The organism is Bacillus sp. LL01 (assembly GCF_001037965.1).
The window spans coordinates 1-14,345 of the sequence record NZ_LFEL01000021.1; the positions used below are offsets into that span (position 1 = coordinate 1).

The following is a 14,345-nucleotide window of genomic DNA, read 5'->3' on the forward strand; positions in this document are numbered from 1 at the left end:
CTCTCCACATTGGAGCAAATACTTGAGCTCCACCTTGGGGGCTGTAGAAGCTGTAGTATCCAAACTCAACATGTGTGACCGTATTATTAACACCGATGTATTGAGCATTCAACAATACTTCAATCGCTTTGATGCTTGATAATACTTCACGCTCCCTACCTGTTGGCTCAAACTCATAGTAGCTTTGTTGGTATCCAACAATTTCGCCGTCCTCATTCAATTGTAATAAAAGCGGTTCTGCCTCAAAAGCATKGGCAGTTTTTTCTTCATACGTTTGTTGCAACAGAACTTGTCTCTCTTCTGGGTCAAATCGACCAAAACGATACTCATTACCGTTTGTAACATAACTATTTAGAAATTGAGATAAATCTTGAGAAAACTGTCCTTCTCTCAGCGGCACAGGCTCATCTAACGTCGATATAATCGTCGTTCCATCAACTAATTCTGCTTCTTGGTTACTAAGAGCGCTCATCTGTCTTTCACTAAAAGGAACCGTTTTCCCCAGTACATGCCCAGCAGAGATCGTCTCCTCAGGTAATTCAACATCAATTCGAACATTGTTATCTCGCAACACTTCTTGAATGGTTGCTTGAGCAATCATGTTCATTTGATTCGAATTATTTTTATCGATTAATTGCCAGGTTAAAAAGATATTTAGAAAGAGGAAGGTGATTATGAATATGGTTTTTGTGCGATTCCAATTCATTGAATCTCCTCCCCGTTTGCTTCTTGATCAAATTTAACTTTTTGCCATTGATCATCATAAAGTACATACCAGTATGGTTCAAGTGTCACTAAGGAAACATTTTGTTTATTCATTTCATAGCCAACCATTACTTTTTCAAGTTTAGTCTCATCAAAAAACTCTTGTTCCTCTAATCGTTCTAGCACAGCCTCACCAGAAGGGAGCTCTACTCGTTGAATCGCATTAACCGGTTGATTATCCAGGTCAAAAAGAGGACGTTCATAGCTAACAATCTGAGTTCCGATTCGGCTAACCTTTAACCTCATGATACTCTGTCCCTCATAACTAATAACTGGAACGCCATCAACATGTAGCAAGTATTCAGCTTCCTCACGAACATCATCTGCCGACCAGCTTGAAAGATTATAAGGATCAGACCATCCACCATGACCATTAATAAAGTCATAACTATTTTGGACAATATGACGACTACTACGGTCTTGGTTTTCTGAGAAGAGAGGATTATTATAATCCATAAATTCCCCATCATTTCGTAATTGGATGATCCGATTACCATCTGTATAGGATTCTACTAGATCTGCATAATTAGCCCTAACCGAATTCGGCTCATTAAAAAGCTCATTAATAAAATAATTCACATCAATAGGACTTGTTGTATATGTCATCTGTCTCGCTTCTATCGGTTCAGTTGGTATATATACATGCTGATGAAGTTGAGAGGAGTTCGTTCCTGGATGAACAGCTGTTACAGGTATTTTCTCTCCTTGCAGCATTTCTTCAAACTGATCGACTGATAAGGTCGTCTCTACTTCAATCACTYTAGAATCTTCTGCAAATAACAACTGCATCGCAATATCATTTTCACTTGAGTCCCTATATAAGTAGAGCCGATCAACTTCAGATGAAGGGAGGTTGAAGACATCACGATCTACTTCAAACATCGCAAGAAGGATGTCTGTTGGAATCGCAGCAGGGAAAACGACTTCTATTCCTGCACTCACATTCTGCTTCGGGAAGGGCCCTGTAGCAAGCATGTCCCCTTCTATCAAGTCGACTTCAAGAAGCATTTCATAGAACGCTTCAAACTCTTCTGTTGATTGCCGGATCATCGAGGTTTGGCCATCTATATGGGTAATCAATTGTTCTGGTTTTATCACWTCGCTCATTTTCACTTCTTGATTATTTAGGGGTGTACGTTCAGATTCCTCCGACTCACCTAAGAAGTTGATATCAGGCTGAAACGTCCACAATTGCCAAGTCAGGACAATACTTAACCCAACTAAGCCTATTAATAATCCTGTTTTGACGTGTTCGTAGTTCATGCCTCTCCCCCCTTAAACGTAGAGTAAGGCAATGTAAAGTAAATCGTTGTACCAGACCCATACTCACTACTTACCCAAATCTCGCCACCATGAGCATGGACCAATTCTTTTGCAATCGCAAGACCAAGTCCAGTTCCGCCAATGCTTCTAGCACGGGCTTTATCGACTCGGTAAAAACGATCAAATATTTTAGCTTGGTTTTCACGCGGGATTCCCATTCCTTCATCAGAAATACTGACCCGCACATTGTGCCCTTGATGAAGGAGAGTGGTTGTGACGTTTCCACCTTCAGGAGAATATTTCATCGCATTTGAAATAATGTTATCAATCACTTGTGTTAATTTATCTTTATCCACCTCAACGTAGGTTGGATGTCCGGAAATATGGCGCGTAAAGTGAATATTTCGCCCTTGAGCGACCATTTCAAAGCGATCAATCACCTCATGTAAGAACTGACCAAAATCAACCCAAGTCATCGTCAAACGATAATCGTGACTATCGATTTTAGAGAGCTGTAAGAGGTCATTAACTAAACGAATCATCCGTTCAGTCTCATTTTGAGTAACGCCAATAAATCGTGGTGCTAATTCAGGGTCCTCAAGCGCTCCGTCCTCTAACGCCTCTAAGTAACTTTTCATCGTTGTCAGTGGTGTTCTGAGCTCATGTGATACATTCGCTACAAACTCACGACGATCTTGTTCRATTTTTTCTTGCTCGGTTACATCATGCAAGACTGTAATCAGTCCATTTATAGGACCATCCTCTTCTTGAATAACAGAGAAATTAGCTTCGATTAGGAACTCTTGATCATCATCGCTGAAATCTAGTAAGATTGATTCTGTTTGCTCAAATAAATCTTCAAGCTCATAAGACTCAGGTAACCTCAGCACATCTGGTAATAACCGTTTTATGACTTCATAGCTTTGCACACCGAGTAATTCTTCTGCTCGTTTATTCATTAAGATAATTTGACCATTTTGATCAGTGGCAATTACACCATCCGTCATATGGGCTAAAACAGAGCTCAATTTTTTCTGCTCACGAGCACGAGTAGCTGTGGCATCTTGAAGCTTATACGTTAATTCRTTAAATGAAAAAGCTAATTGACCGATCTCATCGGTACTATAAACAGTAACCTGCCTAGAGAAGTCACCCTGCCCCATTCTAAGAGCTTGCTTACGCATGTCCATAATTGGGGCTGTAATCGTTCTTGCTAACAAAATAACAAGTACAGCGGTAATTAAGAGTGCAATTACGGTTCCACTAAGTAAAATACTATTAATCTGCTGCATCTGATCATAAATATCTTCCATTGAGGACTCAATGTAAATCGCACCTAGAGTATTGTTTTCTTGGTCCTTAATGGGCACAGCTAAAACTTGAACACGATCCCCCGTTTGTTCATCGCGTAAGATCGCAGCATCCCGTGCCCCTAGTAAAGCCCGCTTCACTCTAAATTTCGTCGTCTGCTGACCGACGATATGCCGGTTTGAAAAATTAGATGTGCTCAGGATCTCACTATTGCTATCAATGACTTGAACTTCAGCATTTTCAATCGTAAAAGTCTCTCTTAAGAGAGCATTTATATCACTATATAACGTACTTCGATCTTCACGAGGCTCCATCATTTCCTGGGCAACATTGTATCCTAGCAAGTTTGCACGTTCATTTAGCATCTGATCATGATTAAAAACAAGCTGTTCTTCAAGCTTTCCTGTAAAATAAACGCCAATGATTTGCATCGCCATAAAAATAAGCAACACATAAATGATGATTAATTTAAATTGTATTGACTTAAAAAACCCAACCTTTCGATCCATTAACCTTGCTCCAGCTCTTCGGGTGATGATAGGTAWTAGCCTACCCCACGTCTTGTAATGATCCAATTAGGGTAGCTTGGATTATCTTCTACTTTTTCACGAAGTCTACGAACTGTTACATCGACCGTTCTCACATCTCCAAAATAATCATATCCCCATACAGCTTGCAGCAAGTGTTCACGTGTCATAACTTGACCCAAATGCTTTGCAAGATAATGAATCAATTCAAATTCTCTATGAGTGAGTTCAATCGTTTCCCCGCGACGCTTCACTTGGTAGGCGTCTGGATAGATCGTTAAGTCACCTACAGTCAACTCTTTGTGAGTAGATGTTTCTTCTGTACCAGCTTTACGACGACGTAAATTTGCTTTCACCCGTGCTAATAACTCCCTTGTGCTAAATGGTTTGGTTACATAATCATCTGCCCCGAGCTCTAGACCTAACACTTTATCAATCTCGGAATCTTTCGCCGTTAACATAATGATCGGAACATCATATGTTTTTCGTACTTCACGGCAGACTTCCATTCCATCTTTATGAGGTAACATARTATCTAGTAAAATAAGATCAGGCTCTTCTTTTTTTACTTGTTCAATAGCTTMTAAGCCATCGTACGCACAAAAAACTTTAAAACCCTCTTTTTCTAAATTAAATTTCAATATATCAGCGATTGGCTTTTCATCATCTACTACGAGAATACGTTTATCCATTCAAAAATCGCTCCATTCCAACTAAAAAGTTTCTATCCACATTCTAACATAAGAAGCCCAAAGACGTAGGGAAAAAGAAAAGCGTAGGCGACTGTTTAGGTGCGCTTGGGTTGGAGAGCGAGCAATATGAAATCGTTTTTTGATTTCATTTGATCGATTGAAACACAAAAGCACCTAGGAGCCGGAGCTAGACAATAGAAAAGCTGTGGCGACTGTTTAGGAGGTGACATTTCGCCCGATTAACGATTGAATGTCCTCTTTTTTCTATATAACAAAAAATCGCCTCTGCAATAAACAGAGACGAAAATAAAAAAAGCGTGCCTATGCACGATTATAACAAAAGTGGTGCCGGCCAGAGGACTTGAACCCCCAACCTACTGATTACAAGTCAGTTGCTCTACCAATTGAGCTAGACCGGCAAAAAATGGTGGCTTGGGACGGAATCGAACCGCCGACACATGGATTTTCAGTCCATTGCTCTACCGACTGAGCTACCAAGCCTTACTTAACACTTGTACCATCTTATCACATGAAAGAATGAAAGTAAAATGGCGGTCCGGACGGGACTCGAACCCGCGACCTCCTGCGTGACAGGCAGGCATTCTAACCAACTGAACTACCGGACCAATTGTAAATATGTAATGGTGACCCGTACGGGATTCGAACCCGTGTTACCGCCGTGAAAGGGCGGTGTCTTAACCGCTTGACCAACGGGCCATTCTAAACTGGGTTTAAAATGGTGAGCCATGAAGGACTCGAACCTTCGACCCTCTGATTAAAAGTCAGATGCTCTACCAACTGAGCTAATGGCTCTTAGTGATAATGACGCTCACTTTAAGTAGTAAAGCTTGTCATCGTTCGCTGCAACTCTCAGCGACAAGAATTATAATACCATGATTCAGAAAGCCTTGCAACACTTTTTCCAAACTTTTTTTAAAAATTTTTATACGTCTTAGGCACTCATTAAAGAATAGCGAATTTTGAGGAATTGCGCAAGCTCTATTTTTGCTTTTTATCTAATAGTGTTAACCTCAAACTTTTTAAGAGTTAAAGCCATCTAAGCTAGCTTAGATGGCTTTACTACTAAACGATTATRCAAACACACCACGGACAAGATTTGTTTGGTTACGGTCTGGTCCAACTGAGAATACAGTTAATGGGATGCCTGTTAATTGCGATACACGCTCAATATAATGACGCGCATTTACAGGAAGTTCATCTAAAGATTTAACTCCTGTGATATCTTCAGTCCAGCCAGGAAGCTCTTCATAAACAGGCTCACACTCAGCTAAGACTTTAAGGCTTGCTGGGAACTCTTCAATAACTTCGCCACGGTATTTATAAGCTGTACAAATCTTCAACTTCTCAATTCCTGTTAATACATCAATTGAGTTTAATGATAGGTCTGTAATACCGCTTACACGGCGAGCATGACGTACCACTACACTATCAAACCAACCAACACGACGTGGACGGCCAGTTGTTGTTCCGTATTCATTTCCTACTTCACGAATATTATTTCCAATTTCATCATGTAGCTCAGTTGGGAATGGGCCATCACCTACACGAGTCGTGTATGCTTTAGACACACCTACTACATGATTAATTTTTGAAGGACCTACACCTGAACCGATAGTCACTCCACCTGCAATTGGATTCGAAGACGTAACGAATGGGTATGTTCCTTGGTCAAGGTCAAGCATAACCCCTTGCGCACCTTCAAATAATACACGACGTCCTTCATCAAGTGCATCATTTAAAACAACTGAAGTATCACACACATACTTCGCTACTTGTTGACCATATTCGTAGTACTCATCAAGGATTTCTTCTTTAGTAAATCCTTCTACTTCATAATATTTTTCAAACATACGATTTTTTTCAGCTAAGTTACGCTCTAGCTTCTCTTCAAACACTTCACGATCTAGGAGGTCRGCCATACGAATTCCAATACGAGCTGCCTTGTCCATGTAAGCAGGACCGATTCCTTTTTTCGTCGTACCAATTTTATTTGCACCCTTACGATCTTCTTCTACAATATCAAGTTTCAAGTGATAAGGAAGAATAACATGCGCACGGTTACTAATACGTAAGTTACTTGTATCTACATTACGCTCGTGTAAATAAGCTAATTCTTCTACCAATGCTTTCGGATCAATAACCATTCCGTTTCCGATTACACAGTCTTTATCTTTATAAAAAATCCCAGACGGAATTAAGTGAAGTTTGTACTTCTTTCCGCCGAAAACAATTGTATGTCCTGCATTGTTTCCACCTTGGTAACGAGCGACAACCTCAGCTTTTTCAGAAAGATAGTCTGTAATCTTCCCTTTACCTTCATCGCCCCATTGTGTACCTACTACAACTACTGATGACATATGTTGCACCTCCGTCTCGGACGTTTAAACCGAGAAATTTCAAAATCCCTTGACAAGTATACCAACATACAAGAAGATCGTCAATAAAACCCGAACATTTAATAGAATGTACACAAGTTCGTTCGTATGAACCTTTTTACTTTTAATCAAAGTGATATGTCATTAGAGTAACGCTACATTCACTAAACTATACGTTAAAAAACCTGCACTCCTATTAGAGAGGCAGGCTTATATTTAAGCACCAGGGGGCATATCACGTTCATCGTGCCGTCGGTCTAAATTGACAAATTTATTATATTCTTTAACAAATGCTAGCTCTACTGTACCAACTGGACCATTACGTTGCTTCGCAATAATAATTTCAATAATATTTTGATTTTCTGATTCCTTGTCATAATAATCATCACGGTACAAGAAGGCGACGATATCAGCATCCTGCTCAATACTTCCTGACTCACGAATATCAGACATCATTGGACGCTTATCTTGACGAGATTYGACTCCACGAGAAAGCTGTGAAAGGGCAATGACGGGTACTTCCAGCTCACGTGCGATCGCTTTTAGCGTACGAGAGATCTCAGAGACTTCCTGTTGACGATTCTCACCACTACGTCCATTCCCTTGAATTAACTGCAAGTAATCAATCATGATCATGCCGAGTCCTTGCTCTTGCTTAAGACGTCTGCATTTAGCACGAATATCATTTACTTYCACGCCGGGGGTATCATCAATATAAATTCCCGCTTTAGCAAGGCTCCCCATTGCCATCGTTAGCTTTTGCCAATCCTCAGAGGTAAGAGCACCTGTACGCATTCGTTGTGCATCAATATTCCCTTCAGCACAAAGCATACGTTGGACAAGCTGGCTTGCCCCCATCTCGAGACTAAAAATCGCGACATTTTCACTCGTTTTAGTGGCGACATTTTGAGCAATATTCAAGGCAAAAGCCGTCTTACCTACTGAAGGGCGAGCTGCTACAATAATTAAATCATTTCGCTGGAAGCCGGCCGTCATATTATCAAGTTCAATGAAGCCTGTTGGAATACCTGTAATATCACCTTTTTGATTTTGAAGCAGCTCAATTTGATCATATGTCTCAACAAGGACATCTTTTATCGAAATAAAAGCACTCGTATTTTTACGCTGTGCCACATCTAAAATGGTCTTCTCCGCATCATCTAAGATTGCATCTACTTCATCTTCACTCGTATAGCCATCAGCTGCAATATTCGTAGCGACTCGAATCAGACGACGTAAAACAGATTTTTCCTCAACAATGCGGCTATAGTATTCTACATTGGCTGCGGTCGGAACGGCATTTGCTAAATCACTTAAATAGCCAATACCGCCGATGTCATCGAGCCACTTACGATCTTGTAGTTCGGATGTTACTGTAACTAAATCAACCGGTTCACCTTTTTCAGCAAGATCCAGCATGACTTCATATACGCGTTGATGAGCAGCTCGGTAAAAGTCATCCGGCAAGAGACGCTCTGATGCGGTGACAAGTGCTACATCCGCCAAGAAGATCGCTCCTAATACTGCTTGTTCTGCTTCAATGTTTTGCGGTGGGGTTCGATCAGCAAATAAATCACTCATTGCATTACTTCCTTTCTGTAAAAATGAAAAAGTCTGATCTTGCTAGGGATTGCAAGATATTCTTGGCACCTAGTGAGATCAGACCACTTATTCGTTATTCGCCTTCTACGACATGTACTTTAACCGTCGCCACTACTTCTGGATGAATTTTAATTGGGACATTTGTATACCCCAGTGAGCGAATCGGGTCGTTAAGCATTATTTTACGCTTATCTACCTTCATTTTCATACCGGAAAGTGTTTCCGCTATTTGTTTTGTTGAAATAGCACCGAATAAACGCCCACCCTCACCAGATTTTGCTTTAATTTCTACAGTTAAGGCTTCTAGCTCTTCTTTGTATTTATTTGCCTTCTCAAGCTCTTCTACTGCTTTTTTCTGTTCGCTGTTCTTTTGGGCATTAAGATTGGCTACATTTCCTTTTGTTGCTTCAACCGCTAAATTATTAGGTAATAAGTAGTTACGAGCATATCCTTCAGATACGTTCTTTAATTCACCTTTTTTCCCTTTTCCTTTAACATCTTCTAAGAAAATAACTTTCATCTTATTGTCCCCCTTCTAAACTCTCATCAATCGCTTTTTCAAGTCTCTCTCTTGCTTCATCAAGTGTAACTCCTTGTAGCTGAGTCGCTGCATTTGATAAGTGTCCGCCACCATCTAGGCGTTCCATAATCACTTGGACATTTACATCTCCTAGTGATCGTGCACTAATGCTTACGACATCATCCTTTCTTTTGGAGATCACAAAGGATGCGGCTACATCTTTCATCGTTAAAAGTGTATCAGCTGCTTGGGCAATCACAATTTGGCTTAAGCTTTCTTCTTCATCTGCCATTGCAATCGTCATACCATCTCGGTACATATCAGCTCTCTCTATTAGCTTAGCACGTTTGACGTATTGGTCCATGTCTTCTTTTAATAGCTTTTGAACCAATGTCGTATCCGCACCGTTTGAACGTAGGAACGAGGCGGCATCAAAGGTTCTTGCCCCTGTTCGAACAGCAAAGCTTTTTGTATCGACAATAATCCCTGCTAATAGTGACGTTGCTTCAAGCCTATCCATTTTAAGCTGCTTTGGTTGATACTCAAGAAGCTCTGTGACCAATTCGGCTGTAGATGAGGCATATGGCTCCATATACACCAAAACAGGATCATCTATAAACTCTTCTCCACGTCTGTGATGATCAAGCACAATTATACGATCRACCCTTGGCAACAATTTTGGCTCCATTACAAGAGATGGCTTATGGGTATCGACGACGACTAATAATGTTTGATCGGTTACATAGTCAAGAACTTCATCAGGTGTGACAAATTGCGACCATAGATCTTCGTGACTTTCGACTTCTTCCATTAACTTTTGAACATCATGGTTAATGTCATTAGGGTCAAGGACAATAAAGCCCTCTTTCCCATTCACTTCAGCAATTTTCAACACGCCAATAGCTGCTCCAATTGAATCCATATCGGGGTTTTTATGTCCCATAATAATGACACGGTCACTTTCAAGAACGAAATCACGTAAAGCATGAGAAATAACTCTTGCTCTAACTCGTGTACGTTTTTCCATCGCATTGGATTTTCCGCCATAAAAACGTACTTTTCCATTCTTTTGCTTGATAGCTACTTGATCGCCASCACGACCGAGTGCTAAGTCTAAACTTGACTGTGCAAGCTTACCTAGTTCACGTAAAGACGTCTCACCTGTACCAACCCCAATACTTAATGTAATTGGTACTTTTTCTTTACCCGTTAATGTTCTAATTTCATCTAGGACATCAAAACGAATTTCTTCTATTTGTTTTAATGATTTATAGTTCATAATCGCGACAAAACGGTCAGACGCTGTTCTACGCAATAAAATATCATTATCATTTGCCCACTTATTTAAAGAAGACGTTACTTGGCTCATTAAGCGACTTCTAACTTGATCTTCCATTCCTTGAGTCACTTCATCATAATTATCTAGATAAATGAGAGAAACAACCGTTTTCGTGTCTTCATATAACTCTTGAGTCTCTGCTTTTTCAGTCACATCAAGAAAGTAAATAAGACGTTCTGTTGGTTCAAAAGTAACGTGATAAGACCTTGAACCCACTGTAATGACATTCGTTTCCACTTGATCTTCAATCATTGGAACAAGGTCATCATGCAGGTCCTCTAATTGTTTATCAATTAAGTCATTAGCAATATGTTGACTCACAAAAGGATTAACCCATTGGATCATTTTTTCATCATTATAAAGGAGAATACCAACAGGCATCTTCATGACTGCCTCTTCCCCCGCCTTATTTACACGGTAGGACAGCGTTTGGATATACGCTTCTAAGTCACGTTCAAACGCAAATCGCGCCTGGGACGTGTAGATGGCCAGCACACCTAATATGAATAAACCAATGACGCCCATTTGCCAGTGATAGATCATTAATACACTACTAAAAATCACTGCCACAGCAAAAAGAGCGATTACGTGGTAGCCATGCCACCGCTTCATTAAGAACTTCGGCATAGTGTCAGCTCCTATTTCTTCTCGCTTTTGATTCGTTTACGTAAATCAAAGCCTAAATCAATAATCCCTATAATTCGAATGATCTGTGTCAAAGGGTTAACAATCAATGTCACAATAACAATAATAATCGGAAGTATTCGGTTAACTTTTTTATGGTAACAATAATAAAATATAAACGCAAAACCTTGAACCATCATAACAATTTCAAGCAGCGGCAGGAGGTTCCACACAATAATATACATTGTAGAGCCTTCTTCTTGTCCGACAAGTAAGAGAATCATCACAATTAAGTAATACCACAAGAAAGACTTTGGAAATTGCCAATCTCTAAATGGTGGGAATTTCTCAACCTTGTTCCCGAGTCTGCGTAAAATAACAGTGGCAAGTAAAACCGTTAATATGGCCAGTCCAATACCACTCATAATAATCATAATAGGAACCAGATGCACAATCATCTCAGTCATTTCATACATTGGGGCTAAAGAATCTGCTGGATCTTGTCCCATCCCAATTAATGTGGCTTCAGCTAGTTGGATTTGTTCACGTAGCAGAGCCGACATAAACTGAATTGGATTCTCATCCATAAACAATGTTAACCCCACATACACGAGTAACATGTTAAGCATATAAATTAAGCTTCCACCAATTAATACATTAAAGGGTGCTAGCTTTCTACGGTACAATTCACCAATAACGAGGCCCGCCGCCCCAAAGAATAATGCCCCAGGAAGCCCTAGTAAACCTGCAATCATAAATGAGAGCAATATCGCTACAACGAGTAGCATCAATCCTGGCTTTAATCCTCTTCTCACAACAAAAAGGATAAATGGCAGTGGCAGTGCCCACATGGTTATATAGGCAGCGAACGGGACATACAGCGTTATGGCTAATAAACTGACAAAAAGAGCAGCAAGTATAGCCCCTTCTGTGAGCGTTCTTGTTTGTTTCACACATTCACCTCATTTAACTTTCAGTACAATTCCGAAAGCCTCTTTACACGAAAGAGGTTTTTGACAGTTTCTCATATCCTTGTCTATTTTAGCGTAATTATGATTAAAATTAAAGCTTCCTTGGCTTACTAACACCTAAAAAGAGCATAAGGACGTAAAATATCAAGGAGAACCAATTAATCTCGATGCTTTATTAAAATAAAAAGCATGGTAGAAGCTCTACCATGCTTTATTATATGCTATTAGTTAACATCATTTACATACGGCAATAATGCGATTTGACGAGAACGCTTAATTGCTGTTGTAAGTTGACGTTGATACTTAGCAGACGTTCCAGTTACACGGCGAGGAAGTATTTTTCCACGCTCAGAGATGAAACGCTTTAGAAGATCCGTATCTTTGTAATCGATTTTCGTAATTTTGTTTACAGTGAAGAAACAAACCTTACGACGCTTTGGACGACCACGACGAGCCATAGGACAGCACTCCTTTCAATAAAAATGGTTTATGGTAATACACGCATTTCGTTGTATAAGCAGAAGAGGCATTAAAACGGTAGATCATCATCCGAAATGTCAATTGGCTTGCCATCATTGGCAAATGGATCATCATTAAATCCACCAGATTGACGATTGGGCTGTTGATTCTGTCTGCTATAATCGTTACCACCAGTTGGTGATCCGCCAGAAGGAAATGCATTCCCTTGCCCTTGGTTTGATCCTTTTGGTTCTAGGAATTGCACACTTTCAGCCACAACTTCTGTGATAAAGACACGACGTCCTTCATTGTTGTCATAGCTTCTAGTTTGGATTCGGCCGTCTACACCCGCTAAGCTACCTTTTTTAAGGTAATTCGCAACATTTTCAGCAGGTTTACGCCAAACGACACAGTTAATGAAGTCTGCTTCACGCTCTCCTTGCTGGTTTGAAAATGCACGATTTACTGCGAGCGTAAAGTTCGCTACTGCTACTCCACTCGGTGTGTAGCGTAGCTCTGGATCTTTAGTTAAACGCCCAACTAGTACGACACGGTTTAGCATCCGTACCCCTCCCACTTTTTCATAAATTATTCTTCGTCTTTTGTGATTAGGACACGAATAACGTTGTCGTTAATCTTGATAAGACGGTTAAATTCTGCAATCGCTTCTGAGTTAGCTTGTACGCTTAGTAAAACATAGAAACCTTCACGATAATCGTTGATTTCGTATGCTAGACGACGCTTACCCATCTCCTCAACCTTTTCGATTTCAGCACCATTCGTTGTTAGAACACCGTTAAAACGTATTTCCACAACGGATKCATAATGGGAGAGACTTTTTAAAGAGGATACTAGGAGATTTGATGATGAGCCCTTTTTCGATGAGTGGATCAAACTCTGCATCAGGATAGGGAATTTCTGTGCGCAGAAGTCGTTTGCCGGTGAGGAAGGCAAGTAAGTCGGTGGACATGGGGATCACCTCGGGGGATTTGTTGATTATAAAAAAACATGAAGCAACGAGTGGGGTGCCGCTTCATGCTAGATGTTTATTATTGCGATACTTTGTACCAGCCCACACCTAAACTACCTTCGCCTAAATGCGTTCCGATAACCGGACCAAAATGGCTGATGCCAACATTCACATTATCAAATTTCGACTTAATGTCATTGGCAATTGTTTCTGCTGATTGTATGCGATTGGCATGAATCACGGTCACTTCATACGCACCGCCTGTTGTGACATCTTCTTCTAATAGCTGACAAATACGGGCAACAGCTTTTTTCTCGGTACGTACTTTTTCAAATGGGACGATGCTACCTTCTACAAAATGAAGAATCGGCTTGATCTTCAATAGATTTCCGACTACTAGTTGAGCTGCATTCATACGTCCTCCGCGGTGAAGATGTTGGAGGCTATCGACCATGAAGTAGGCTTTTTGGCTTGTCTTAATTTCGTTTAAACGAGTAAAAATCGCTGCTGCATCGGCACCTTCTTTTGCCAGTTTCGCAGCTTCTAGTGCATAAAAGCCTTGAGGTGCACAGCTAATCTCTGAATCAAAGCCTTCTACTCTTATACCTTCAACCATGCCAGCAGCACTCATAGCTGATTGGTATGTGCCACTAATCTTGCTTGATAGATGAATCGTCACAATCTCTTCATAGCCTTGTGCTTTCAACTTTTCAAACGTCTCCACAAAGTGACCAATTGCTGGCTGTGATGTCGTTGGTAGTTTTTCCGTTTCTTTTAATAGTTTATAAAACTCGCTCGTGGATAGATCCACTTCTTCTTGATAAGAATCTTCACCAATAACAACATTTAACGGTACCATTTCAATCGATAACTCGTCCCGAACGTCCGGTGCGAGATAGGCGGTAC

12 protein-coding genes, 5 tRNA genes and 1 pseudogene are annotated in these 14,345 nt (G+C 40.4%); all 18 read right to left on the minus strand.

Annotated elements, in window-relative coordinates; genetic code table 11:
• Positions 1-706, minus strand: a 706-nt coding sequence (gene yycI, locus AB685_RS21670; protein WP_047972670.1) for a two-component system regulatory protein YycI, incomplete at its 3' end; no start/stop codon positions are given.
• A complete protein-coding gene (gene yycH / locus AB685_RS21675; RefSeq protein ID WP_047972671.1) occupies positions 703-2,028 on the minus strand; it encodes a two-component system activity regulator YycH in 1,326 nt (441 codons plus the stop codon). The genes yycI and yycH, both read right to left, overlap by 4 nt.
• A complete protein-coding gene (gene walK, locus AB685_RS21680) occupies positions 2,025-3,848 on the minus strand; it encodes a cell wall metabolism sensor histidine kinase WalK (RefSeq protein WP_047972672.1) in 1,824 nt (607 codons plus the stop codon). Before walK ends, yycH begins: the two co-directional genes overlap by 4 nt.
• Positions 3,848-4,558: a response regulator YycF gene (gene yycF / locus AB685_RS21685; RefSeq protein WP_047972673.1), complete on the minus strand. Its 711-nt coding sequence runs from the start codon at positions 4,556-4,558 to the stop codon at positions 3,848-3,850. The genes walK and yycF overlap by 1 nt, the downstream gene beginning before the upstream one ends.
• Positions 4,559-4,901: 343 nt before the next feature.
• Positions 4,902-4,977: transfer RNA gene (locus AB685_RS21690), tRNA-Thr, on the minus strand.
• A gap of 6 nt (positions 4,978-4,983) precedes the next feature.
• Positions 4,984-5,059: transfer RNA gene (locus AB685_RS21695), tRNA-Phe, on the minus strand.
• A 48-nt stretch (positions 5,060-5,107) separates the two neighbouring features.
• Positions 5,108-5,184, minus strand: a tRNA-Asp gene (locus tag AB685_RS21700).
• A gap of 16 nt (positions 5,185-5,200) precedes the next feature.
• Positions 5,201-5,275: transfer RNA gene (locus AB685_RS21705), tRNA-Glu, on the minus strand.
• Positions 5,276-5,295: 20 nt separating this feature from the next.
• A tRNA-Lys gene (locus tag AB685_RS21710) sits at positions 5,296-5,371 on the minus strand.
• A gap of 278 nt (positions 5,372-5,649) precedes the next feature.
• Complete coding sequence (locus AB685_RS21715; RefSeq protein ID WP_047972674.1) at positions 5,650-6,936, minus strand: adenylosuccinate synthase; 1,287 nt, start codon at positions 6,934-6,936, stop codon at positions 5,650-5,652.
• Between the two features lie 234 nt (positions 6,937-7,170).
• Positions 7,171-8,535, minus strand: a complete 1,365-nt coding sequence (gene dnaB / locus AB685_RS21720; protein ID WP_047972675.1) for a replicative DNA helicase — start codon at positions 8,533-8,535, stop codon at positions 7,171-7,173.
• A 94-nt stretch (positions 8,536-8,629) separates the two neighbouring features.
• The gene (gene rplI, locus AB685_RS21725; protein WP_047972676.1) at positions 8,630-9,076 is read right to left on the minus strand and encodes a 50S ribosomal protein L9; all 447 of its coding nucleotides are present in this window, start codon (positions 9,074-9,076) and stop codon (positions 8,630-8,632) included.
• 1 nt (position 9,077) lies between these two features.
• Positions 9,078-11,042, minus strand: coding sequence for a DHH family phosphoesterase (locus tag AB685_RS21730; RefSeq protein WP_047972677.1), 1,965 nt, complete (start codon positions 11,040-11,042; stop codon positions 9,078-9,080).
• An 11-nt stretch (positions 11,043-11,053) separates the two neighbouring features.
• Complete coding sequence (locus AB685_RS21735; protein ID WP_047972678.1) at positions 11,054-11,992, minus strand: DUF2232 domain-containing protein; 939 nt, start codon at positions 11,990-11,992, stop codon at positions 11,054-11,056.
• 242 nt (positions 11,993-12,234) lie between these two features.
• Entirely contained in the window at positions 12,235-12,468 is a 234-nt protein-coding gene (gene rpsR / locus AB685_RS21740; RefSeq protein WP_047972679.1) for a 30S ribosomal protein S18, read from the minus strand.
• A gap of 71 nt (positions 12,469-12,539) precedes the next feature.
• Entirely contained in the window at positions 12,540-13,031 is a 492-nt protein-coding gene (ssb, locus tag AB685_RS21745) for a single-stranded DNA-binding protein (protein WP_047972680.1), read from the minus strand.
• Between the two features lie 26 nt (positions 13,032-13,057).
• Positions 13,058-13,288, minus strand: a pseudogene (gene rpsF / locus AB685_RS21750) (30S ribosomal protein S6); the annotation flags it as partial.
• A gap of 230 nt (positions 13,289-13,518) precedes the next feature.
• The coding region (locus AB685_RS21755) for a DegV family protein (protein ID WP_047972682.1) at positions 13,519-14,345 on the minus strand (827 nt) is incomplete at its 5' end.